The organism is Paenibacillus sp. CB74, from assembly GCF_055687625.1.
Genome location: NZ_CM146009.1, coordinates 1,029,159 through 1,054,261, shown reverse-complemented (window position 1 = coordinate 1,054,261; position 25,103 = coordinate 1,029,159). Strand labels below are relative to the sequence as shown.

General features: G+C 46.6%; 25 protein-coding genes. 1 reads left to right on the top strand and 24 read right to left on the bottom strand.

Annotated elements, in window-relative coordinates; genetic code table 11:
• The gene (locus ACX9NY_RS04895; RefSeq protein WP_339235115.1) at window positions 1-654 is read left to right on the top strand and encodes a methylthioribulose 1-phosphate dehydratase; all 654 of its coding nucleotides are present in this window, start codon (window positions 1-3) and stop codon (window positions 652-654) included.
• A 163-nt stretch (window positions 655-817) separates the two neighbouring features.
• On the opposite strand, the gene ACX9NY_RS04890 is transcribed toward ACX9NY_RS04895, so the two are convergent.
• The 24 genes from ACX9NY_RS04890 to ACX9NY_RS04775 form a co-directional block, all read right to left on the bottom strand.
• Window positions 818-2,113: a multi-tm2 domain protein gene (locus ACX9NY_RS04890; RefSeq protein WP_472477325.1), complete on the bottom strand. Its 1,296-nt coding sequence runs from the start codon at window positions 2,111-2,113 to the stop codon at window positions 818-820.
• Window positions 2,114-2,141: 28 nt separating this feature from the next.
• Entirely contained in the window at window positions 2,142-2,594 is a 453-nt protein-coding gene (locus ACX9NY_RS04885; RefSeq protein ID WP_472477323.1) for a hypothetical protein, read from the bottom strand.
• Window positions 2,587-3,204 (bottom strand): RNA polymerase sigma factor, encoded by a 618-nt coding sequence (locus ACX9NY_RS04880; protein ID WP_472479211.1) that lies wholly within the window; start codon window positions 3,202-3,204, stop codon window positions 2,587-2,589. Before ACX9NY_RS04880 ends, ACX9NY_RS04885 begins: the two co-directional genes overlap by 8 nt.
• Window positions 3,205-3,335: 131 nt before the next feature.
• Window positions 3,336-4,040 (bottom strand): DnaD domain-containing protein, encoded by a 705-nt coding sequence (locus ACX9NY_RS04875; protein ID WP_339256098.1) that lies wholly within the window; start codon window positions 4,038-4,040, stop codon window positions 3,336-3,338.
• Between the two features lie 20 nt (window positions 4,041-4,060).
• Window positions 4,061-5,356, bottom strand: coding sequence for an asparagine--tRNA ligase (gene asnS, locus ACX9NY_RS04870; protein ID WP_017687752.1), 1,296 nt, complete (start codon window positions 5,354-5,356; stop codon window positions 4,061-4,063).
• A gap of 101 nt (window positions 5,357-5,457) precedes the next feature.
• Window positions 5,458-6,663, bottom strand: a complete 1,206-nt coding sequence (locus ACX9NY_RS04865) for an acetate/propionate family kinase (protein ID WP_339235126.1) — start codon at window positions 6,661-6,663, stop codon at window positions 5,458-5,460.
• Window positions 6,660-7,532 carry a 3-hydroxyacyl-CoA dehydrogenase family protein gene (locus ACX9NY_RS04860; RefSeq protein ID WP_253438508.1) on the bottom strand — a complete coding sequence of 291 codons (873 nt, stop codon included), beginning with the start codon at window positions 7,530-7,532 and terminating at the stop codon, window positions 6,660-6,662. Before ACX9NY_RS04860 ends, ACX9NY_RS04865 begins: the two co-directional genes overlap by 4 nt.
• Window positions 7,533-7,665: 133 nt before the next feature.
• Window positions 7,666-9,168: an AAA family ATPase gene (locus ACX9NY_RS04855; RefSeq protein WP_339235130.1), complete on the bottom strand. Its 1,503-nt coding sequence runs from the start codon at window positions 9,166-9,168 to the stop codon at window positions 7,666-7,668.
• Window positions 9,161-9,688 (bottom strand): hypothetical protein, encoded by a 528-nt coding sequence (locus ACX9NY_RS04850; RefSeq protein WP_253438514.1) that lies wholly within the window; start codon window positions 9,686-9,688, stop codon window positions 9,161-9,163. Before ACX9NY_RS04850 ends, ACX9NY_RS04855 begins: the two co-directional genes overlap by 8 nt.
• 300 nt (window positions 9,689-9,988) lie before the next feature.
• Window positions 9,989-10,519, bottom strand: coding sequence for a DUF5590 domain-containing protein (locus ACX9NY_RS04845; RefSeq protein WP_339235134.1), 531 nt, complete (start codon window positions 10,517-10,519; stop codon window positions 9,989-9,991).
• 39 nt (window positions 10,520-10,558) lie between these two features.
• Entirely contained in the window at window positions 10,559-11,863 is a 1,305-nt protein-coding gene (locus ACX9NY_RS04840) for an amidohydrolase (RefSeq protein WP_253438520.1), read from the bottom strand.
• A complete protein-coding gene (locus ACX9NY_RS04835; protein ID WP_253438523.1) occupies window positions 11,850-12,503 on the bottom strand; it encodes a redox-sensing transcriptional repressor Rex in 654 nt (217 codons plus the stop codon). Before ACX9NY_RS04835 ends, ACX9NY_RS04840 begins: the two co-directional genes overlap by 14 nt.
• A gap of 219 nt (window positions 12,504-12,722) precedes the next feature.
• Window positions 12,723-15,584, bottom strand: coding sequence for an ATP-dependent DNA helicase DinG (gene dinG, locus ACX9NY_RS04830; RefSeq protein WP_472477319.1), 2,862 nt, complete (start codon window positions 15,582-15,584; stop codon window positions 12,723-12,725).
• A 142-nt stretch (window positions 15,585-15,726) separates the two neighbouring features.
• Window positions 15,727-16,374 (bottom strand): tetratricopeptide repeat protein, encoded by a 648-nt coding sequence (locus tag ACX9NY_RS04825; RefSeq protein WP_339235142.1) that lies wholly within the window; start codon window positions 16,372-16,374, stop codon window positions 15,727-15,729.
• Window positions 16,375-16,467: 93 nt separating this feature from the next.
• Window positions 16,468-16,851: an aspartate 1-decarboxylase gene (gene panD / locus ACX9NY_RS04820; protein WP_017687742.1), complete on the bottom strand. Its 384-nt coding sequence runs from the start codon at window positions 16,849-16,851 to the stop codon at window positions 16,468-16,470.
• A complete protein-coding gene (panC, locus tag ACX9NY_RS04815) occupies window positions 16,844-17,740 on the bottom strand; it encodes a pantoate--beta-alanine ligase (RefSeq protein ID WP_339235146.1) in 897 nt (298 codons plus the stop codon). The genes panD and panC overlap by 8 nt, the downstream gene beginning before the upstream one ends.
• The gene (panB, locus tag ACX9NY_RS04810) at window positions 17,737-18,612 is read right to left on the bottom strand and encodes a 3-methyl-2-oxobutanoate hydroxymethyltransferase (protein ID WP_472477316.1); all 876 of its coding nucleotides are present in this window, start codon (window positions 18,610-18,612) and stop codon (window positions 17,737-17,739) included. Before panB ends, panC begins: the two co-directional genes overlap by 4 nt.
• 344 nt (window positions 18,613-18,956) lie before the next feature.
• The gene (locus tag ACX9NY_RS04805; RefSeq protein WP_472477314.1) at window positions 18,957-19,934 is read right to left on the bottom strand and encodes a biotin--[acetyl-CoA-carboxylase] ligase; all 978 of its coding nucleotides are present in this window, start codon (window positions 19,932-19,934) and stop codon (window positions 18,957-18,959) included.
• Window positions 19,921-21,219: a CCA tRNA nucleotidyltransferase gene (locus ACX9NY_RS04800; RefSeq protein ID WP_472477312.1), complete on the bottom strand. Its 1,299-nt coding sequence runs from the start codon at window positions 21,217-21,219 to the stop codon at window positions 19,921-19,923. The genes ACX9NY_RS04805 and ACX9NY_RS04800 overlap by 14 nt, the downstream gene beginning before the upstream one ends.
• Window positions 21,220-21,281: 62 nt before the next feature.
• Complete coding sequence (bshA, locus tag ACX9NY_RS04795; RefSeq protein ID WP_339235154.1) at window positions 21,282-22,442, bottom strand: N-acetyl-alpha-D-glucosaminyl L-malate synthase BshA; 1,161 nt, start codon at window positions 22,440-22,442, stop codon at window positions 21,282-21,284.
• A gap of 100 nt (window positions 22,443-22,542) precedes the next feature.
• The gene (gene bshB1 / locus ACX9NY_RS04790) at window positions 22,543-23,241 is read right to left on the bottom strand and encodes a bacillithiol biosynthesis deacetylase BshB1 (RefSeq protein ID WP_339235157.1); all 699 of its coding nucleotides are present in this window, start codon (window positions 23,239-23,241) and stop codon (window positions 22,543-22,545) included.
• A complete protein-coding gene (gene mgsA / locus ACX9NY_RS04785) occupies window positions 23,238-23,678 on the bottom strand; it encodes a methylglyoxal synthase (protein ID WP_017687735.1) in 441 nt (146 codons plus the stop codon). The genes bshB1 and mgsA overlap by 4 nt, the downstream gene beginning before the upstream one ends.
• A 12-nt stretch (window positions 23,679-23,690) precedes the next feature.
• Window positions 23,691-24,494, bottom strand: a complete 804-nt coding sequence (gene dapB / locus ACX9NY_RS04780; protein ID WP_339235159.1) for a 4-hydroxy-tetrahydrodipicolinate reductase — start codon at window positions 24,492-24,494, stop codon at window positions 23,691-23,693.
• Window positions 24,495-24,573: 79 nt separating this feature from the next.
• Window positions 24,574-25,098, bottom strand: a complete 525-nt coding sequence (locus ACX9NY_RS04775) for a tetratricopeptide repeat protein (protein WP_307410829.1) — start codon at window positions 25,096-25,098, stop codon at window positions 24,574-24,576.
• Window positions 25,099-25,103 lie beyond the last annotated feature (5 nt).

Genomic DNA, 25,103 nt, shown 5'->3' with positions numbered 1-25,103 from the left:
ATGGGCTTTGAAAAGATTACATTGGAACACAAACGTCAGGTCCTTGAAGAACTGGCTGATATTAAAGCGTTGTTCGCCAGCCGTAACTGGTTCCCGGGTACAAGTGGTAACTTGTCGATGCGTGTAGGAGATTTTGACCCGGAGCAATTTTATTTTGCGGTTACCGCCTCTGGCAAAGACAAATCTCTTCGCACACCGGAAGACTTCCTTTTTGTGGACAAACATGGCAAAGCAATTGAGACAACAACGTTGAAACCAAGTGCCGAGACGTTGATTCACTGCGAAATCTATCGTTTGACCGGCTGCGGTGCTGTATTCCACGTGCATACCGTGTTTAACAATCTGATTAGTGAATTCTTTGGAGCAGAGGGTCAAGTGCCGATTCAGGGCATCGAACTGATTAAGGCTTTCAACATCTGGGAAGAAAATGCCGAGATTCGTGTCCCTGTCTTGCCTAACTTTGCCGACATCCCATCCATTGCTAAGTTGGTGCCGGATGTTCTGGATGCCAATGTGCCAGGAATCTTGCTTCGTAATCACGGCATATATGCGTGGGGCAAAGATGCTTTTGAAGCAAAACGTCACCTGGAAGCTTTCGAATTCCTATTCGAAGTGATGTACCGTCAACTTCTGCTGAAGGGTGCTACGAAATAGCAATCATTCATCTTGAAATCTAAAATGTAAAACAAAAAACACGCCAAAGGCTGAATTTTCACAGTCCTTGGCGTGTTTCTATGTTGTGGGATGATATGGAATAGAAAATTCCTTTGTCATCGCAGCGTCAATAAAATCATCTTTGATCCACTTCGATTACACCTTACAGCCGATCATTCCGATCCTTGAATAAAAAGAGGCTATCCACTTCTTCGTCATTCCGATGAACCGCATGATTGGTGCCTGTTCCCCGTTGCTTGCCGAACAGCAGCTTCAAGCCGCCAAAAATGAGCAGCAAGGAAACAATAACGGTGTTCAAATAGGAACGAATCTCATACGTCATAAATGCATTAGGGAAGAGCTCATTCAGCTGTGGAATGACAAGACGGATCGTCAGGTAATATAGACCCAGCGCGGCAATCCCGAATCCAATCAGTCGCTGATGGCGGGCCCAATCCTTGAAGATCGGCTGATCGATCAATGGCTCGCGTCCATAGCGGCTGGAACACTGTAGCCCGTCAAAGAAGCTGTAGAACCAGATTAACGGTATCATGAAAAGGAACACGGATAGGTGTAGCAGGTCCAGAACATAAATGCTGCCCAGGAATAGGAACATCAATTGCATGCCTCTTTTTTGCAACCCCAGATATAGATGACCCGCACCTGGAAAAGCAGATAAAAGGGTTGCCAGCACTTTACTGCGTCGTCCAGCTACTCTGCCCATCTCCAATTCTTCGAATAACGTCCGATCCTGCAGTACCTCTCCAGCCTGCTTACGGTGGACATGCTGCACCGCATCAAACATGCAGTATACCCATATTACAGGCAGAATGAGCAAGAACATTAAAAACACCGATTCATTGGTGATTGAAGCTACAAAGACCATCATGGCAAAGGAACCAAAAAACGCCATCAGGAAGGACAACCCGCGATGCAACAATCCCAGATGAAGATGTCCCAAACCAGGAACAAATGAAAGTAAAATGGTGAAGAATCGTTCACCCTCACTGCCTTTTTGATACATGGGCTGACCATATCCACCCTCATGGTGACTATATTCACTACCTGGATGCTGATGCTGCTCATCTTCATTCATAGGTTCCATAGGCCCTTGTTGACCCATGTATGCTCCCTGGTATGCTGCTCCTTGTTGTGGCCCATAGTGCGCCGCGTATCCCCTGTAGTGAGCATCCCGGGCAGTAGGTGCACGGAGCAGAACAATAATCATGTCCAGCATACTGATCCCCCAGAAGAAAGCCGAAAAAATGGCACCAATAATCAATAAATCATGTTCAGCAAGCAGCATTGCCAGCATGAATGAACCAACAGCTGTTCCAAAAAAAAGCAATGGATAGATTACAGCCCTTGCCGGCCTACCCCAATACATAAAACCAAGACCGGGTATTAGGTTTAATAGAAATGCGAGTAATTTATTACGATCTGAGTGCACAGTCGTCATCCTTTCTTTTCAGGCAATGTGAAACCATTTATGGTTTAGGCTTGAGGTTATCCAGCCATGAAGTGGCTGCCTCCGTCCATTTCTCCGTAAAAGACCCTCTGTGGTCGCCATCCTGAAACTTGTGATAAGGTGCTACCTTGTCAAAAAGTCCAGACGAGAGGAAGATCAATGTCAAACAGGCCGCTACCGCGTAATGGAACACTTTATGTTCAAGCCAGCGCCGGTTTCGTCCAGCACGGGATTTGCGTTGTGCCTTGGAGGATTGAATCCCCTCAATCCGATGCATGACTGAATCTGCAAACCCTGTCGGGTCAGGCAACGAGGGCAGTTCTCCATGGATGCCGAGTGCTTCCAGATAGCCGTCCATCGCATCCGGGTCTTCCATCAGAAGCTGCTCCATTCGACTCGCTTGAGTTTCACTCATATAACCTTCAATATAATCCGTCCATTGCTCAGCGGTATACTTTTCCTGTTTACTCACGCCATTCATCCTCCTTCCAATGTTTTCGAATCCACTGCCGGGCACGGTACAAGCGGGATTCCACAGTTTTCACAGCCACCTGTGCATCGCTGGCAATCTGCTCATAATTTTTTTCGCTTAGATAATACGCAGTGATAATGTCACGGTGCTGAGCAGGCAACTCATTGATCCGTTCGCGAAGTTTGTCCTGACGTTCCTCACGAACGAGACGGGTAAGAACGTCTTCATCCCGTCCGGGCATGTTTATTATTTTTTCTTCTCCACCCAGATCCTCGGCCGTTCGTCTGCCCAGCTTACGTTTGGCATCAATCGCTTTGTGAAAGGCAATTCGGGTTAACCACGTTTTGAAACCTTCGGAACGGTAGTCGGGGAGAGACTTATACATCTGTATGAACGCCTCCTGAGCTGCATCCTGTGCTTCCTGATCGTTCCTGAGTACGGAATAGGCAACATGGTATACATGCTGGCTATACTTATCAATCAGAGTACGCATCTGCGATGTATCTCCTTGACGGATTTGTTCGATTACGCGCGCTTCATCAATAACTCTCCCCTCCTCTCCAATACAATAGACGACAGCTTGTGTGTTTACCCCTGCGTGATCTATCAAATTTTTGTATAACAAAGTGAAATCATTGCCTGAAAGGTCGATGTAGCTGATCACTCACCCAATTCATAATTCAAAAAAAGACAGGCACAGAATGACTTCTGGCCTGTCTCTTGTTCTTGCCCACACCTGAATTAACGTCCACCATTACGAAACCGCTGCGTGTATGCCTTCGCATCTTGAACGGTCTTGACACGATTACGGCTCCACTCAAGCAGTATTCGATCGATATACCGGAAATGTACTTTACCTGCAAAAACCGCTTCCTTCAGAGCCATTAGAATCAATTCCTCTTGGTAACGGTCCTGATCCAACCAGCTGGATATCGTCTCACACTCCATTGGAGAGAGCGGACGTCCGAATTCTTTTTCAAAGATGGAGAACATGTTCCGTTCTTCCTCTTCTTTTTGAACACTGTTCGAATCTTGGCGTGCTGCACTGCTGCTCAGCTGCTCCGCACGCAATGCGGCTACTTCTTCCGCAGTGCACTTTGCAAGCTTGGCATAGAGTCCATGTAAGTCATATCGTTCGTACTGGATGTCATGTTCCTCGTCACGATGCTCGTCAATAGCGATATATCCATCCCTCATCAGACGTTGCAACATTCTGGCAATGCCTTCAGGTGCAAGTCCCATACGCCCCGCAAGCTCTTCAAGCGTCGGAAACTCATTGAACTCCGCCTGACGGAACCCTAGGAGTTGAATCAGAAGAAGCACTTCTGCATCTGATAGGCCAAGCTGGTGATAATAACGTAACAAGGCATAAGGCAGATGGGCTGTGCCCGAAGTCATGCCATAAGCTGCCCCATCCAACCAGGCTTTGGATGTGGTATCTTCCATAGACGGTCCTCGGTTAAGCATTAAGGGTACAGACGATAGAGCATACGTGGGAATGCGATTGTTTCACGCACATGATCCAATCCACAGATCCATGCTACCGTCCGCTCCAATCCCAGACCGAAACCGGAGTGAGGAACCGATCCGTATTTACGTAAATCCAGGTACCATTGGTAAGCTTCATCCGAGAGATTGTGCTCCTCAAAACGTTGTTGCATCAATTCCGGATCATCAATACGCTGAGAACCGCCAATAATCTCTCCGTAGCCTTCAGGTGCAATCATATCAGCACAAAGAACAACTTCTGGACGATTTGGATCTGGTTTCATATAGAAAGCTTTGATTCCTGCAGGGTAATGCGTGATAAAGACTGGTGTATTGTACTTCTCGGCAATGGCTGTTTCGTGCGGTGCACCGAAGTCTTCTCCCCAAGGAATATCAAAGCCTTGTCCATGCAGGAATTCAATCGCTTCATCATACGTAATTCGCGGGAATGGCGCTACGATGCCTTCGAGTTTGGATACATCACGACCGATGGATTCCAGTTCTGCACGGCAGTTTTTCACCACGGATTGAACAACATGAGCGATAAATTTCTCTTGTACGCGCAGACTTTCCTCGTGATCAACAAATGCCATTTCCGGCTCAATCATCCAGAATTCAATCAGATGGCGACGTGTTTTGGATTTCTCAGCACGGAATGTAGGACCAAAGGAATATACTTTGCCTAGCGCCATGGCTGCTGCTTCCATATACAATTGACCACTTTGCGTCAGATAAGCATCTTCATCAAAGTATTTGATGTGGAACAGGTTTGTCGTTCCTTCAGCAGACGACGGTGTCAAAATCGGAGGATCAACTTGTGTGAATCCGTTACCATCAAAGAACTGCTGAACAGCACGAATAATCTCTGCACGAATCACCATAACCGCACGTTGCTTCGTAGAACGGAGCCACAGATGACGATGGTCCATCAAGAAATCAACACCATGCTCTTTAGGCGTGATTGGATAGTTTTCAGTCAGATGTATAATTTCGACCCCAGTCACAGTCATCTCGTAACCGGACGCACTGCGAGGTTCTTCACGAATAATCCCTGTAACATACAAAGAACTTTCTTGAGTCAGGCTCTTCGCATTGTTCCAGATCTCTTCGCTAACTTCACTTTTTACAACAACCCCTTGAATATATCCGGTTCCATCACGCAACTGCAAAAACTGAATTTTGCCGCTGGAACGTTTGTTGTTAATCCAGGCACCGATCGTTACGGTCTCGCCCACATGCTCGTTCACATTACGAATTACACAATTCGTATTCATGCCATATCTCCCCTTGGTTCCTGAAATTTGAAAATGCAGCGGACAGGCTGTTGCCTGTCCTCTGCACTTCCTTGCCACTCTATATTTACTTTACAGTTAGATTACTTAGAATTCAATACGATTCGATGCGTATCGCGCGCAATGACCAATTCTTCATTTGTTGGAACAACGAGAACATCCACTTTCGAGTTCGCTGTTGTGATGCGACGCGGCTCACCAGAACGGACTGCGTTCAGGGCTTCGTCCAGCTCAACGCCAAGATACGTAAGTTGCTCACATACTTTTTGGCGAAGAACAACGGAGTTCTCACCTACACCAGCTGTGAAGACAATCACGTCTACACCGTTCATTGCAGCTGCATATGATCCGATGTATTTACGCAGACGGTATTCGTACATTTCAAAAGCGAGCGTGGAGTTCGCATCGCCATTCTCCATACCTTCTGTAATCTCACGCATGTCGCTGCTGATTCCGGAGATTGCAAGCAATCCACTGTGTTTGTTCAACATGGAGTTCACTTCGCTTACGCTCAGTTCTTCCTTGTTCATGACATAAGGTACGATGGCTGGGTCAAGGTCACCCGAACGCGTTCCCATCATCAGTCCCTCTAGTGGAGTCATACCCATCGAAGTATCAACGGATACGCCACCTTTAACTGCTGTTACACTACCACCGTTACCGACGTGACAAGTGATGATTTTCAGATCTTCCACTGGACGATCCAGATATTCAGCAGCTGCCTTGCTTACGAAATCATGGGAAGTACCATGTGCGCCGTAGCGACGTACTTTATATTTTTTGTAAAGTACACGCGGAATAGCATACAGATATGCTTTTTCCGGCATCGTTTGATGGAACGCTGTATCGAAGACCATTACCTGAGGCACACCTGGCATATTTAATTCAGCCGCACGAATCCCCATCATTGCTGCGGGGTTATGAAGTGGAGCCAAGTCGAACAAACGACGAATTTCAGCTTTGGCAGCATCATCTACCAATGCAGATTCTTTAAATGCTTCACCACCGTGAACAACACGGTGTCCAACAGCTTGAATTTCATTTACAGAATCCAGTACACCATTTTCTTTATGAGTCAAAATATCAATGACTTTACGGATTGCCGTTGTATGCTCCAGAATCTCACTAACTTCTGTAACATCCTCACGGCCTGTCGGTTTGTGTGTCAGAATGGAGGAATCCATTCCGATCCGCTCTACCAGACCTTTAGCCAGGACAGATTCGTCAGTCATATTATACAGTTGATATTTGAGCGAGGAACTCCCCGCATTAATTACGAGTACTTTCACAGTCGGTCACCATCCTTGTCGTACTTGAAGAATCCTTCGCCTGTTTTGACACCCAGGTGTCCTGCACGCACCATTTTCTTCAGGACCGTGGAAGGACGATATTTCAATTCTCCGAATTCACGGAACATTCTTTCGAGTGCAGCTTCAACAGAGTCCAATCCGAAACGGTCAGCCATTTCGAGTGGTCCATGTTGGAAGTTGTATCCGATACGCATTGCATCATCGATATCTTCAGCAGATGCAACACCTTCCTGTAATACATGCAACGCTTCGTTAATCAACAGACAGATCAAGCGGGAAGTTACGAATCCAGGTGATTCATAGATCATGACTCCTTTTTTGTCTGCCACTTCTTCAACAAAACGTCTGGTCTCTTCGAATGTTGAATCCGACGTTTTCAGTCCACGAATAATCTCTACAAGATCAACCCGGGATACCGGGTGAATAAAGTGCATACCAATAACACGCTCTGGGTATTTGGTCGAGCTTGCAAGCTCGGTCAAACTCAGCGTGGATGTATTACTTGCCAGAATGACATTGCTTGGGCAAACTTGGTCCAGTTGGCTGAATACTGCTTTTTTCGCATCCAGATCTTCTGAAATCGTCTCAATGACCATATCGCAAGTTCCAAGTTCAGCTAAATGAGCTACCTTGGTAATACGGGAAAGAATCAATTTCTTCTCCGCTTTTGTAATCGCCCATTTCTCCAGTTGTTTATCCAGGTTCGTTTCGATCATGTCATAGGCATGATCCAGTTTTTGTGTTGTATGCTCCACGAGAAGCACATCAAGTCCTTTGGCTGCGAGCATTTGGGAAATACCTTGCCCCATCGTACCGCCGCCGACAACTCCTATTTTTTTGAAAAACATGGTTCTGCTCCATCCTTTCGGTTCTCTATTTCTCTATTGTACCCTGTTCGCCGAAAATTACAAATTTCGACCCAACATATAATAATATCTTAGCACGAGTGAAATGTAAAAAAAAATAACCAGCATAAAGAAATTATGCTGGTAAACGGGCACTGTCACGAAATTGACAACGAAATTGTTCGCCGGACAAAACTTCCTCTCGAATCAGGATGTCGAGTGAATTGTCGAAAATTGTCCGTTGTTCTTCAAGTAAGCGCTTCGTCTGTTCCATGAGTTCTTGCAATATTAATTTATTCTCTCGCATGAGCTCCTCGGTGGTAACCATATCCATGTTCACAATCCCAAGAGAAGTCAATCCGGAAGCCATCATCGTTTGCACGACATTGGTTGCTTGATCAAAGTCATTGCGCGAACCCGTAGAACGTCCACCGTAATACATTTCCTCTGCAGCAGCTCCTCCAAGTGCAATCATGATCTGCTCTTCAAGAAAACGCTTCGTATAAAGGAACTGTTCCTGTTGCGGGTTATGACGCACATATCCCAGCGCCTGTCCACGCGGACTGAGTGCCACCTGGCTTACACTGCCCGGACGAACAAGTTCAGCCATAATGGCGTGTCCCAATTCATGAATGGCAACCCTTTTCTTCTCTTCCACACTGGACTCACGATCTGTTTTCTCGCCCATCATAACTTTATCAATAGCCAGAGACAAGTGCCGTTGTTCTATGTGTAACAGCCCATCCCGCATGGCATATATCGCTGCTTCGTTCATCACACTTTCAAGCTGCGCACCGGAGAAACCATACGATTCTTCCGCTGTCTTCTCCAGATTCACTTCCTTCATCAGAGGTTTATTCACCGCATGCAATTCCAGAATATGCTTTCTACCCTTCTTGTCAGGCAAGTCCACTTGAATGTGGCGGTCAAAACGTCCTGGACGTGTCAGGGCGCTATCCAGCATTTCCTTGCGGTTTGTTGCAGCAATAACCAGTATTCTTGGGGTATCGGAAGAATAAATTCCATCCATTTCCGTCAAGAGCTGGTTCAGCGTCTGATCATACTCCCGCTGTTGTCCACCTTCACGTTTCCCCCCGATGACATCGATCTCATCGATAAATATAATAGCATTTTCTTTATTTTCCTTGGTGGCACGGGTTCTCGCATCCTTGAACAAATCCCGAATTCTGCTGGCACCAACACCAACATACATTTCCACAAACTCACTGCCCGATGCAGCAACGAAAACAGAATCGGTGTAATGCGCAGCCGCTTTGGCCATCAACGTTTTCCCTGTCCCTGGAGGGCCTGTCAGCAAGATCCCTTTTAACGGGCGAATCCCGAACTTGCGAATTTCTTCATGTTTGATGAGAAAGTCCAGTGCTTCACGCAATTCTTGCTTGGCACTGTCCTGACCACCAATTTCTTCAAAAGTAAGCTTGGAAGGACCTTTTTTCTTCCGTTTACGCTCCTGTGCAGCGCCTACGGTAATCCCGCCACGCATTTGCATCATGAACAACAAAGCTCCAACAAACACCGCTGCAATTAGAATCGGAACAATATTAACACCAGTAAAAGCAAGAAAAATAATCAACACGGGGACAAATCCAATGGCAATTTCTTTGGTCCACTTAGGCATTAGGCCACACTCCTATCTGACCGGGCACACGCGGCAGAATAATAAATTTGCTGGCATCTCCGTCTCTGAGACTGACATATACATTGTTGTCATCCATCGCTGTATTTACCTTTATTCCATTCGTAGCCATCTTGGACAATGTTGGTGTGATCTCGGTGTACTGTTTGTTCTCCATCGCCTGAGCTACGGTAAACATCGCATCACCCCACCAGCTTTCCAGTGCTTCACTGGAATGATCTACAACATCCAACTTTAATGAGCGAGTTCCAATCAAGGTCTGTCCTTCTTTGTGAATATATTGTACCAGTCTGCCCAAATCAACATCAGGTTGCAGATCCAGTTTCAATTGTACGTCATTGCGGTTAATAGTTAATTGAACGTCATTGACTCCATCGTACTGGGTAACCATCTTTTCAATCGGATTCTGCAAAGCCACCTGACGATACACAAACCAACCTCCAAACAACACAACGGCTGAAATGACGGCAGTTAAAGCAATAGGCAATACTTTTAGCTTCAAGTGAATTACCCCTCCCAGATTTTGGCCTAACTTACTGGCCTATTGGTATATACGAATATGTGCACATTGACTCCTGCGAGAATTTCGACAGGTTTATTTGTTATGAATGTAACTTTGAGTACATAACTGAGTATATCACATCGTATATACAATTTCGAAGGCGAAAATATGAATAAATTATTAATTTTAACTATTTAAATCAAAACTGTTCACAGGCAACACAAAGAACCGGTTCAGTCGGATATCCGTCTGCCGGTTCTTTCATTTCTACGATTCTCTAGCTAAGTTACTCTATTTGTTCTAGCTGTTGGGGAGTGTGTAAACCAAGTCTACCTGTTCTCCATTGCTAAAACGATAAAACCGATAGTGGTTATGCGTACCGTCTTTATAATACACTTGCCACACATATATTCCATTCACAACTCCGGGCATGATTCGTTTAATCTCACCGGCTGGAACTTCGGAACTAAAGCGATTGCGTATCTGTGCTTCGGACATGCCATTCTGCAGCAGTTCACTGTGTATAGCGTTAGCACCTGTAGCAGGTTGATTGTTTGCATCGAATTTAACCCAGACCATAACATCCTGGTTATCCTTGTTTTTGCCGAGCAGGGTCCAGTAGATGTTGTCAGAGCCTTCTTTATCACCCCAGATGTACTTACGCAATTCATCATAAGATGTAATGCCCAGTTGCTCCTGTGCTGCCTGTATCGCGAGCGCTTCTTCCTTACGCTGGTCCTGTGTGACATACACGTAATAACGCTGAAGTCCAAACAGAATCAGAACTAGTGCAAGCAGCGAAATCCATATCCACTTCTTTTTTTTCTTCAAAAGCCGAACTTCCTTTCCCTATGATGCTCCGCAATGCAATTAACGCGCAAGCAAACCATCAAATGCCAATTGAGACTCACGCAAAATGCGTTCTTCATCCAGCGTCAGACATTCGCCATGTTTAACCACTTGTTTCCCATCTACCCATACGTGCTCCACATCTTTGGCAGAGGCTGAATAAATCGTATGCGAGATCAGGTCTGTATGTGGGTAGAAGTGTGCCTGTTCAATGTCCAGGGCGATGAAATCAGCCTTCATGCCTACCTGAAGCGCACCGGTATTGTTCAGGAAGATGGATTTAGCACCATATGAAGTTCCGAGTAGTAACGCTTCGCCCGCTGGCACGGCAGTCGGATCACCAGACACACCTTTGTGGATCAATGCAGCCAGTCTCATTTCTTCAAACATATCCAGGTTGTTGTTGCTTGCCGGTCCGTCGGTTCCGAGTGACACGGTAACTCCTGCTTTCAGTAATGCAGGTACCCGCGCAACACCGGAAGCGAGTTTCAGGTTACTTCCCGGGTTATGGGATACAGCCACATCATGGCGGGCCAAAATTTCAATCTCTTCATCATTTAGATGCACCGCATGTGCTACCAGGGATGGACGGGAGAAAAAGCCCAGTTTCTCCAGATGTGCCACAGGACGCAGTCCATAGTCTGTAACGTTCTGCTCCACTTCACGAAGCGTTTCCGACATATGTGTATGCAGCGGAAGGTTAAGATCATTTGCGACCTGTACAAGCTTCTCTATGTAGTCAGGAGGGCATGTATATGGTGCGTGTGGCGAGATTACGGTTGTGATGCGACCATCTGCCTGTCCATTCCACTCACGCGCAAACGCTGCCGACTCCTCCAGCTTCCGCAATTGCTCTTCTTCCGAGCACAGCCCGATTACACCACGTGCAAGTGCTGCTCTAACGCCGGATTGTTCCACAACTTTGGCAACCTGATCCATGTGATCATACATGTCCAGGAAAGCTGTAGTTCCGCCTTTCAACATTTCAAGCACGGATAGCGAAGTTCCCCAATATACGTCTTGAGAAGTCATTTTTGCTTCCATCGGCCACATTTTTTCCTGCAACCATACTTGTAACGCAAGATCGTCCCCGTGTCCTCTAAGCAACGACATCGCTGCATGACCATGCGTATTGATCAGACCCGGCAGGAAGAACAATCCTTTTCCATCCACTTTGGTACAATTTTCGTCTCCATCCGGCAATGTCTCACCAATATGCACAATCTTGTCATTCTCGACAACCATGTATCCATGAACCACGTTCCATGTAGTGCCTTCATTAACGGCAAATTTGCCGTTGTGAATTACCCATCTATTTGTTGTCATCTTCCTCGTCGTCCTTTCCAGTCTCCAAGTAATAGGCCAAACTAAGCAGATCCGTTGTAAAGTCAGCATGGTGAATGCGGATATGTGGCGGTGTTTTTAGAATGGTTGGTGCAAAATTAAGAATCGCTTCGATTCCCGACTCAATAAGTTGATCGGCTACATTTTGAGCTTCCGTATCCGGAACTGTAATAATTCCGATGCGGATGTTATCTGTCTTAACCGCTTCCGTTAATTCATTCATTGGTTTTACCGTCAAACTGTTGATTTGACTACCAATCTTCGGTCCATATGCATCGAATACAGCAACAATCTTCATGTTGTCTTTCAGATATGCGTTGTAGTTGGACAAGGCCTGTCCCAGGTTACCAGCACCTACCAAAGCTACATTAATTTGCTGATCAATTTTGAGAATGTGACGAATTTTCTCGATCAAATAGGATACATCATACCCGATCCCTTTTCGACCAAAATCACCGAAATAAGCCAGGTCTTTTCGAATTTGGGCCGGATTCAGATCCAACCTCTGTCCAAGCTCTTGAGAAGAAACAGTAGCCACCTCACGCTGATGCAACTCGTTCAAATAGCGCAAGTATACAGGCAGACGTCGTACCACCGCTTCCGAAATTTTATCCGATTTCATTCTTGCTCCCCCTTACCAATGCCACGATAAAATAATAGATGAAAAGATGAGCATTCTGTATAAACTCAAAGATAGACGTGACATTTTATACAGAATGCTCTTTGTAATTTAGGTTATAAGTTCTTACGTGCAACTGCTTTAATCGGATACGGAAATATCTAATAAAGTTTAACGCCAAACGATAGTGTCATGCAATGATATAACGAACAAAGTTAACCATTATTCTTGTTCATTAAGAGGTTTTTCTAACCACTCGGTAATTCGGGGAACCATCTGCTCCGTGAGCATATGCTCCATTTTGGGACCAGGTAATGAATATAAAAAGAATTTGCCATAGTACGCTTCGATCACACGTGTATCATAAACAATGACAATACCTCTGTCCTTCGCTGTTCGCACCAACCGGCCAAATCCTTGCTTGAAACGAATGACCGCTTGCGGCACAGACAGTTTCATGAATGGATTTTTCTTTTGCTCCTGGAGCAATTCACTCTTGGCTTCAACCAACGGATGATTCGGCGGCTGGAAAGGCAGACGCACAATAGCGAGACAGGTCAGTGCTTCTCCCGGGATATCTACACCCTCCCAGAAGCTGCTTGTGCCCAAGAGTACCGTAGCTTTGGCATCCTGGAACCTGCGAGTCAACTTGGAGCGGCTTCCACTGTCCACACCTTGACCCAACAACGAGATGTCGTTACCAGACAGTGCCTCCTTCAGCGGATCATAGACCTGTCGCAGCATCTTGTATGAAGTAAACAGAACCATCATGCGTCCACGCGTGGCAATTGCGGTCTCTGCGAGTGATTGCACCAGCATATTGACAAAGTGCGCATCACCCACACTGCCTTTCACACTCGGGAAATCACGCGGAATCACTAGAAGTGCCTGATCACGATAATTAAAAGGTGATGGCAGCATCGACGTTAACAGCCGATTATTCTCAGAGGCTTCCTGTAAGCCAAGCTGCTCAATCATGAACTGGAATGACTTATCTACAGAGAGCGTAGCCGATGTAAGCACAACACTTTTCTTTTTATCAAAGAACAAATCCTTCAGTTGTGTACTGACATCGACAGGTACGGCGTACAGTTGAAGAGATTTACTGCGGAACTGACCGCTGGCTTCCATCCAGTACACCGTTTTGGCATCATCCATACGCATGAAGAATCGCAGATTCTCCTTCAATGTGGTCAGATCTTTCAGCAGTCCTGTAATGTCCGTAATCAGACTATCCGATTGATAATCATCCTGATCCTCTTTCACCTCAAGCAGCAATTTGTCCCCTTTGCGAACCAAATCGCCCAGAGTCACATAGATCTGGTTCTCCAGATCCTGCAACTCCTGCCATTTCGCAGGTTTCTGAGATGCCTTCAGGCGCAGGGAAAATTGCCCTGTCTCTCCCGGTGAAGCATCACTTCGTTCAGGCAAAAGACCGAACAGGGCATCGCTCATACGATCCCACAGTTCCTTAACCTCAACAGCTAGCGGGAACATCTGATCTACCATGGAGCCCCATTGCACCGAATTTTCATGCCCGGATAACTGCGAACGAAGCATAGGCAGTTGTCCATTACGACTGTCTTTGAACAGACGGGTCAGGGTATGAACCAACGTGAAGTATTTCATATGCATTCCAAGATGTTTACCAGCTACATCCTCGAGATGATGGGCCTCATCGATCACAAGACTCTCATAGGCTGGCAACAACTGATGTGCTGCTTTGACATCGGTAAACAATTTGGAGTGATTGGTTATTACGATATCAGACAACCCGGCCTCATGTTTGGCACGATGATAGAAACATTTGCGGAACCATGGGCAGGATCTTCCCAGACAGGACTCGGATTCGCTCTGTACAGTCTCCCAGAAGTCGCCTCCGCGTCCGCTAAGGTTAAGCTCCTCATCATCTCCAGTTTCAGTCTGTGTGAGCCACACAATCATCTGAGCGGCTGTGAAATAATCCTCTTTGGGCGTGGCGAATTCACGTTTATTGATTTTGTGTTCAAATTTGCGCAGGCACAGGTAATGTCCACGTCCTTTGAAGACAGCAGCCTTAAACGGAAACGGAACCACTTGGGTCAGCATCGGAATATCTCGCTCTCTCAATTGCTCCTGCAAATTGATCGTATGCGTGCTGACCATGACTTTCTGTTCTTGTTTCACACTTTCGTATATCGCTGGCAGCAGATAACCCAGAGATTTACCGGTACCTGTTCCAGCTTCGATCAAGAGATGTTTCTCTTCATCCAGGGCTTGCCTTACACTGCTGAACATCTGGGTCTGCGCTTCACGCTCTTCGTAATGATCCAGCGTATCCTTCAGGTTCTCCCGAACCTGGTCCATAAACTGTTCGAAGCTTACACCATCGAGGGGGTTACCTTCCCGCTCATCACGTGGTGCACCAATATCGGTCCAATCACTTACATTAAGAGCAAGCTGCCGATAATAGGTATGTCCGTCCAGATCCTGAATCGGCTCTGCTTCCTTCTCACTGCGCATCCCGTCCAAGAACCAACCCAAGTCACTGTCTTCTGGTGCGAACAGGTCACTGAGCCGTTGAATCGTTATGAGCGGTAATTCCTTTAACTCATCCAGACACTTGAGCAGCACATAGGCTGTCGCCAGTGCGTCACTGTCGGCCTGGTGAGGGCGATCATGTTGAAATCCAAATTCAGAAGACACATAACCGAGTTGATAAGAACCCAGTGATGGGAACGTAATCTTCAGAAAATCAATGGTATCCAGAATACGGCCAGTGAACGGCAGATAACCGCAACGGTCAAGAGCATTCTGCAAAAAGTGAAAATCAAAAGCGACGTTGTGTCCAACAAGCACCACATCGTTAAGCAGCGGAACCATCTCCATCATCATCTCTTCGAGTGATGGAGCGTCCGCCACATCTTCATCGGTAATACCCGTTAGCCCCGAGATAAACGGGGGAATCGGGACACCAGGGTTCACATAAGAACTATATATTTGAGTTATGCTGAAGTCATGATCTATGATGGCAAGTCCGGCTTGTATAATCTCACCGTCGGACTGCGTGCCGGTTGTTTCGAAATCCAATACGGCAAATTTCATTGCAATATACGGTCCCTTCCATTCCAGTCTATGTTACAGCATAGCAAAAAAAAGGGGATTTGAAAATTAACTGACAAAAAAGCGGTGTCCCCGCCGCTATGCCAAAGGAGGGAACACCGTTTTTTTGTCGCCGAATTCCCGCTTAATGAAGGGTCGTCAGCTGATTAGCATATTGCAATTTTCCCCTGTTCAACCTGCAAGCTTCCATGTTGTACAGCGGTTCGGTCAATGTCGGGTCATACTGAAGGGCCTGTGCAAAGAGTGAACATGCAGCCTCCGGGTTCGCAAGCTTGGCTTGAATACAGCCCAGAGCGTTACATACAAGCCCTTTCAAGCGAGGTGAGCCCTTAAGATACATGATCTGCTGCAAATGTGTCCCGGCTTCAGCGATTTGTTCCAGATTCAGATATGCGAGTGCCAAGTAAAAACGAGTTAATGCACTCTCCGGATGGTCGGTCACAACCCGGGAGAACTGCAAGATCGCCTGCGGATACATCTGTAATTTGAAATACCCTTGTCCTCGACTGAAACATTCCAGATGGAGTTCAGGCAGAGCGGTGACAGCTTCCTGTTCCGGTTCAAGGGACGCAGGCTTATCCATCTCCCGTTCCCTCACCTGGCTCATCTTTTCTTCAAACATCAGCCATTCATCCAACATTCCGTCACTCATCCGCTTAAGCAAGTTCCACTTTTGCAGCAATTCTTGTTTGTTCAGACCTTCAGCGGAAGGATAGCTCTTGATAATTTCATCTAACATGTCGTTCATTTCTGCGAAAACATGCTGGAACATCGTTGCATCCCCACCCTTGAAAAAATGGATTAGTGCAGTGACCTGTACTCATTTTTTGCTTCAAGGGCCGATTTCATTCTCCTTACCAGTCGATTACATAATTGTTGCGTGAACTTCCTGCTTCATTGTTTGTACAGGTTTATTCTGTCCATCTACAAACACAACGGTTGGTTTGTGAGTATTTGCCTCTTCTTGCGACATCATGGCATAAGAAATGATAATAACGTTGTCTCCAGGCTGCACCAGACGAGCAGCTGCGCCGTTTAGACAGATGACCCCGCTTCCGCGCGGTCCTGGAATCACATAAGTTTCCAGACGTGCACCATTGTTGTTGTTCACAATCTGCACTTTCTCGTTTTCCATCAAGTCGGATGTTTCCATCAAGTCTTCATCTATGGTAATGCTACCCACATAGTTCAAGTTGGCTTCCGTTACCGTAGCCCGGTGAATTTTGGATTTCATGAGTGTTCTAAACATGGGACAGCACCTCCGATTTTTGCAACCTTATATTGTCAATCAATCTTGTTTTTCCGAATTTCACCGCAAGTGCAATGAGCAGATCATCACGTCCTTGAACTACTTCCTGATCTGCGAGCGGCTCCAGACTTGGAAAAGCCTGAATCTCGGCATAGTCAATCACTGCAAGCGGTGAGGTTGCGATCTGCTCACGCAAAATACGACGGATATCTGAAGCGTTCCTAGCTATCCCTGTATCTACAGCTTCCTGGGCTGTGCGCAGTGCTTTCGACAGAACTAATGCCTGTGTACGCTGCTCCGAGTTAAGATAGACATTACGTGAACTAAGAGCAAGACCATCCTCTTCGCGAACAATCGGACAGGGAACAATTTCTACAGGCATATTCAAATCATTCACCATCTGTTGAATAACCGCAACCTGCTGAGCGTCTTTCATACCAAAAAAAGCACGCTGTGGCTGTACGATGTTGAAAAGCTTCGAAACTACCGTCGTTACTCCGTTAAAATGTCCTGGTCTGGAAGCGCCACATAAGCGCTCAGTCAATTTTGACACAGATACCGTTGTCTGCGTTGCCTGTGGATACATCTCTTCAACTGAGGGAATAAATACGATATCCACTCCTTGTGAGCGTGCTGTTTCCACATCTCTGGCTTCATCCCGCGGATAGCTGTCAAAGTCTTCATTAGGACCAAATTGAATTGGATTAACGAAAATGCTTAATACCACGATATCGCTCTGTTGTCTGGCTGCTTGCATCAAGCTAGCATGACCTTGATGTAGATACCCCATTGTCGGTACCAGACCTACAACGGACGCATTGGATCGAATCGCTTGACGCTTCAAGCTTAGCTCCTGTCTTAACTCTGCGATTGTCCGTAATACTTTCATGAGTTACTTCCCACCTTTTCCTTGCGTTGTCCATACAATTGATCCAGAACACCATCCGCAGCATTAAATACATGCTCTTCGGCCGGGAACGAACGATCTTTAACTTCTTTCACGTAAGCTTCGATGCTGGTTCTGATTAATGTACCCACATCTCCATAGGTTTTGACAAAACGTTTGGGCGTATACGGGGAGGCGTATTGAACCACATCGTGGAATACCAGTACCTGTCCGTCACAGCCCCGTCCTGCACCAATCCCAATGGTAGGGATCGACAGTTCCTCCGAGATCGCCCGTGCAACTTCTTCCGTAACCAGTTCAAGCACGATGCCAAATGCACCAGCAGCTTCCAAGGCTTTGGCTTCGTCCATCAAACGTTTCGCATCCACTGCATCCTTGCCCTGAATGCGATATCCACCAATTTGATTGACCGATTGAGGTGTCAGCCCGATATGTCCAAGAACAGGCACACCTGCTTGCACAACGGCTCTGACGGTGTCCGCAATCTCCACCCCGCCTTCCATCTTAACCGCATGGGCATGCCCCTCTTGCATCAGTCGACGTACACCCTTAAGCGTCTCATCCACGCTGCCATGATAAGTCATAAAAGGCATATCAGCCACGATAAACGTCTTCTCAGCCCCGCGTACGACGGAACGTGTATGGTACACCATATCGTCGATGGTCACCGGAAGTGTTGAGTTATAACCCAGCACTACATTGCCGAGTGAATCACCAACTAGAATCAGATCGATTCCTGCTTCCTCTGCGAGGAGCGCTGTAGGATAATCGTAAGCCGTGATCATCGTAAGCGGCACGCCATCCTGCTTATATTTTTTCATTTTCACAATATTCATCGCTTGTTTGTTTGCCATTTTCTCTCATGGCTCCTTTCTTCTTTTCAAATAAAACGCAACAAAAAAACCTTTTAGTTTTCCACTAAAAAGTCCCGAAAAGTCAAAAAAGAGTCACTTGCGATCGTCCCTTCTGTCTCGGTCCTCTTCGGCTCAGAGCAGAATCCAACAACTCACTTAAACGTATTTCATTCTTGCACTGCGATCTGCTTACATCAAACACATCAAAGCAGAACAAAGGTTACTGTTACGGGAGTGCAATTCGGTCTGCATTAGCCGATATCGCCTCACGAAGACAGTATACCAAAGTTCTGCTCAAACTTCACGTCTTATGTTCATTTTCCCAGTAAAATTCGACATATTGTTTACGATTTCCAGGAAATCTCACCAGAGATGACGTGTACTTGTTCTCCATCGTGTTTTTCCACAAGGAGTGCTCCTGAAGGGGCCAGACCGATTGCTGTCCCTTCAATGACACCCTGAGGATTCGTCACTGTAATCTCTCGATTTATCGATACGGACAAGGCCTCCCATAGAGCTGAGATCACACCGAATCCTTCTTTTTGATACAAAAAATATAACTGTTCCAGCTCGGTTAAAATGGTAGCCGTGAGCTTGGTACGATCAACAGGTTGCCCCGTCTCCATCTTGAGTGAAGTAGCTATAGCTGTCAGATCTTCCGGATAATCCTTGGGATCAAAATTCACGTCAACGCCTATACCTGCAATACAGTATCTGACTTCATGATCTTCCACCGTGGATTCAAGCAATATGCCACATACCTTGCGTCCATCAATCATCAGATCATTGGGCCATTTGATGCCTGCATCAGTGCCTGTACAAGCTCGAACGGCACGACACACAGCCACTCCTGTTAATAAAGTAAGCTGTGGTGTATGCTGAAGTGGTAGATCAGGGCGCAGCAGGATACTCATCCATATTCCTTTACCCGGGGGAGAGAACCACTGGCGACCAAAACGTCCTCTTCCTCCTGTTTGTTCTTCCGCAATGACCACAGCACCTTCAGCTTGCCCCTGCTCAGCCAGCTTCAGAACATCCCCTTGTGTAGACAAGGTCGAGGTTAACAGAACAGCCTTACGGCCGAATACGGCCGTATCCAGCGCCAATTGGAGGGCAGTTGCGTCAATGCTGTCCGGCTTCGTGACCAGACGATATCCTTTGCGGGATACAGCTTCAAACTCATACCCCATGTCCCGCAACTTGTTCACATGTTTCCACACAGCAGTCCGACTGATGGACAGATGACGGCTAATCTCTTCACCCGATACAAACCGTCCTTCTGCATCTAATAACATATGTAACAGATCTTCATGCTTGGTCATCTTCAACCACCCGCTTCACTTCTGCACTTAGTGCTTCATGCTGATTCGATATCGTTCCAATCGCCGTTTCTCTTAACAAATGTTTCATCAGTTGACCCAGCCAAGGCCCGCCTTTGCGCTGCAGCATTTGTAATACCTGTTCCCCTGTGATGTGCAATTCTTTCAAGTCATGCACAGGGATTGATTGACTCCATTCGACTGCCATTTCTTGAACCAAAACAACCTGCATTTCTGCTTGTTCGGACTGGTTCCGCCAGCCTCTTGGCAGTAGAGACTGTATGCGAAGCCAATCATTAGTAGCCTGAACACCACAAGCCAGTACAGTAACAATCCAATCGGAACGGAGACTAACCGTATCCTTCTGCTCCTGAACGGAAGTATAAATCAACTGCTCCACCTGAAGGACCCCTGATATACGAGAACGATGTTCATTAGAGAATGTCCACTGACGTAATAATGCGTCTGCCTCGTCCTTGCTATAACCGCCAGCAAGCAGAATGAGTGACCAACGGAGCAACACATGCTCACCTGACAGCTGTTCCAGATTAGATAACAACGTCTTGTTGAATCGGGCTGAGCTTACCGGCGCTTTGACATGTGCAAGCGCATTACTTCTGTATAACAGTTCCAACCCTCTTAATGGATGCGGCCCAGACATCATTTTTACCATCTCGGTCCGTACCCGTTCCATTGCAATATGTTGAAGCAGGTCTTGCTGCCTTACAAGACCCTTCCACGTGTTATGGGCAATTTTAAAATCAAATACCGAAGCAAATCGCACACAACGGAGCATCCGCAGTGCATCTTCACCAAACCGTTCCATCGCAGAACCTACACATCTGACTCGCTCTTCCTTAATATCTGCCTGTCCACCAAACGGGTCAACGATTACTCCAGTGACGTCCATCGCAAGAGCGTTCATTGTGAAGTCACGCCGCTGTAGATCTTCCTTGATATCCTGAACAAATTGAACTGCAGCAGGTCTGCGGTTATCCTGATAGTCGGATTCTGTTCGAAACGTGGTCACTTCAAAGTAATAAGCGCCTGAACGCACGGTAATTGTCCCATGTTGCAAACCTGTAGGAATGCAATCGTCGAACAATTCCATGACTTGCTGGGGAGAAGCAGATGTCGTGATATCCATATCGTCTACAACACGTTCCAACAATTCATCACGAACACAACCACCTACCCAATATGCCTTGTAGCCATGTTTGTTTAAAGTTGTGAGTACATTCTCACTTTGAATTGCCATTTCACGATCAACCTGTGTCCATTGAACCACCACATATCACCTCTTCTCTTGCCTGTTGTGGTATGCACAGTATAATTACGTCAAAAAATTGATTAACCGCAAACCGGCTTCAAGTTAGGAACTTCCCTTCCCAACACCCGGTAATAAATCTGCTCGTATTCATGCCGAATGGCATCATTGCAAAAGTCATGATGTGCGCGCTGAAGACACGCTTCCCTGAACTCCGCAGCCAAACGATCGTCCGTTAACAAACGGATGGTGTTCTCGGCCATGGATTGTGTATCCCCAATGGCGGATAAGAATCCCGTCTTGCCATGTAAGACCAGTTCCGGAATTCCTCCAGCCTGTGAACCGATCGTGGGTACGCCGCAAGCCATTGCTTCGAGTGCAACAAGTCCGAAACTTTCCTTCTCCGATGGAAGCATCAACACGTCAGCCATGGAGATCACTTGGGCAATATCATCCTGCTTACCAAGGAAATGAACCTTATCATTTAAGCCGAGATCATTAATCTTCCATTGCATCTTCGGCAAATCGGGCCCTTCTCCTACAAATAACAGTTTTGCCGGAACCTGCTCCTGTACCTGACGGAAGACCTCTACCACATCCTGAGTTCTCTTCACCGGTCGGAAGTTGGAAATGTGCATTAATATTTTTTCTTCAGGCGCAGCAAAGTCTCTTCGCAGACTGGCAGCATCCCGCGGATAATATATTCGTTTGTCAATAAAATTATAGGTTAAATCAATTGGACGTTGAATATCCAGCAATTCGACCGTTTCCCGAATCAAATCTTGTGATACAGCAGTAACCGCATCACTTTCATTGATGGCAAGTCGAATCAGATCCTTCAGAGATTCATCCTGAGCCAGAACCGTAATATCCGTTCCATGTAACGTGGTAACTACTTTCAAGCCGTCCCCTACCATCTGTTTCGCGAGAAAGGCGCATACGGCGTGTGGCACTGCATAATGAACATGCAGCAGATCCAGCTGCTGTGACTTAGCCACCTGGGCCATCTTCGTTGCCAGTGACAGATCATACGGAGGGTAACGGAAAACATAATAATCATTTACTTCAACTTCGTGATAAAAAATATTTTTCTGGAACGTACCCAGTCTGAACGGGATACTGTTGGCAATAAAATGAACCTGATGCCCCTGTTCGGCAAGCAATTTGCCCAGCTCCGTTGCGACAACGCCAGACCCTCCGAGGGACGGATAACAGGTGATGCCGATTTTTAGCTTTTGATCCATCCGGTGGACGCTCCTTTGATCTCCCGCTTCATGCAGGTTGATATAATGCAACGGAATAATGAAACAAATCGTCTCATTAATACGTAGAAAATGAAATCGTTTATTGGGCACTCGGGCCAAATTGATGAACCACGTAAGGCGTAATTGTAGCAAAACCTTCTGCAAACGGGATGAGACTTCGTTGTCCGAGCAACGAATCACGGGCTCTTACACGTTCAATGTACCCCTGATTCAATGGCGTCGAGACCGCTCCGTCTCCCAGTTCGAATTGGGAACGATAAGAGAGCAATGAAGTTTCTTTTTGCTCATAGTGTTCCGTAATATCTACAATCAAATCCGTAGGTCCAATGTCATTAATAAAGTAAAAATAAAGTTCCTTCACCTGCACGGCAGGCATATCTGGCATGTAGTTCCGAAGCTTGGCATTAAAAACAGCCTCCTGCACAAGCTTACTGCAATTGACATGATCCGGATGACGATCTTCCCAATAGGGAGCAAATACCATCCGAGGGGCATGACGGCGGATCTCAGCCGTTACTGCCTGTACATGTTCTGGAGTAAGATACAACCCACGATCAGGAAGCCCCAGATTCGTTCGACACGAAAGACCGAGGACGCGGGAGGCTTGCTCCGCTTCCTCGGTTCTGCGCTCTACTGTTCCGTTGGAGGACATCTCAGCACGAGTCAGATCACACACGCCTACTTTCAAGCCAGCAGCGGTATGTTTGGCAATCGTTCCACCCATACCAATCTCCGCATCATCCGCATGAGCTCCAAAGATGAGAATATCCAGACTCATTCGGAATCACCTGAATTCAATCCAGCCTCCGGCTTGTATTTATGTACCAGCTCTCTCCAGGCAAAATCGCCACGATCCAGTGCCTTAACCAGAATCTCAGCGGTTGCGATATTCGTGGCAAGTGGAATTCCCTGCACATCACAAAGACGTAACAATGCATTGATATCCGGCTCGTGAGGTTGTGCCATCAGTGGATCTCGCAGGAATATAATCAGATCCATCTCATTTTGAGCAACCAAAGCTCCAATCTGCTGATCTCCGCCCAATGGGCCTGATTCAAATCGATGAATCTTCAGAGAGGTTCCTTCCATAATACGAAGGCCTGTGGTTCCTGTAGAATACAATTGATGGTCCGTAAAAACAGGCTCATATGCTGTCACGAAATTAACCATCTCTTCTTTTTTACGATCATGGGCGATAAATGCTATTTTCAACATGACAATCTCCTTTTAGTCGATAAAGTGGTCAAATCCGTAGATCATTCCTGTATATTCCATAACCTTTTGCACACCAATCTTAACACCAGGCATATAACCTGCGCGCTCGTAGGAGTCATGCCGAATTTTGAGTGACTGTCCATAGTCTCCGAAAACAACTTCCTGCTGTGCGAATACACCAGGCAAACGTACACTGTGGATTCGGAAGCCGTTGTAATAACCGCCACGTGATCCTTCGATCGTTTCTTCCTCATTCGGGTTACCCTGGCGAAGTTCTTCCCGATTGGCAGCAATCAGTTCAGCCGTTTTGATCGCTGTTCCGGAAGGAGCATCCAGCTTCTGGTCCCCGTGATATTCGATAATCTCCACATTCGGCATATGTTTGGCAGCCTGTGCTGCGAATCGCATCATCAGAATGGCGCCGATCGAGAAGTTAGGGGCAATAAGCCCTCCAATTCCTTTGTCCTGGCATTGCTTGTCCAACTGTTCAATCTGCTCCGGCGTAAAGCCGGTAACACCCATGACAGGTCTAACCCCATGACGAATCGCGATCTCGGTATGTGCAAATGCATATTGCGGCACTGTAAAATCAACCATAACCTGAGGTTTTGTTTCGGCAAACGCCATTTCGATATCATCAGTCACCAGCACTCCACACTCCGGCAAACCAACAAGGGTTCCTGCATCCGTGCCTGCTCCGGAGCGGTTGACAGCCGCTGCAAGCTCCAATTCCGGGTCCTGAAGTACCAATTTCACAACTTCACGGCCCATTCGGCCAGCCGCTCCAATCACGGCAACTCTAATTACTTCACTCATATTGACTGCATCTCCTCGCTATGTTGGATCATATCGTTGAATCCATTTCAACTCAAAAGAATCTTTGCAAAATGAATTCTTATTGAATGGATTTCATACGTTGCTTGATTTCCTGTAACATCTGATGCAGCTGCCCATTCTGCGGGTCCAGCAAAATTGCCTCACGCAGCACCTGAATGGCATAGTCAAATTCATTCAAATCACTGTAAGCCAGCGCAAGCATAACATGAGCTTCCACGGAGAGCGGATCAAGTTTGACCGCTTCTTGCAGGAGCGTTGACGCTTCCACATAGCGCTCCTGTGTTGCAATACCCGCCTGCTCCAACAGCAACTTCGCTCTGGAGGTCAATTGTTTCGCTTCCAGCGTCTGCAGATGTAATATATACTCTTCTGTTCCTGGCGACAATTCAACCGCCTTACGCGCATATTCAAGCGCCGGAACCAGATGCTTGCTGCGGGCGTGGGTAATGGAACAGCGATAATATAACTCCGCATGTTTGGGATGAGCGTGAATGGCTGACTCGAACCAACGAATCGCCTGCTCAAAATCATTTTGCAATATACAGCGGTAAGCCTGCTGCATATATTCTTCCGGTTTCATCATTAAGC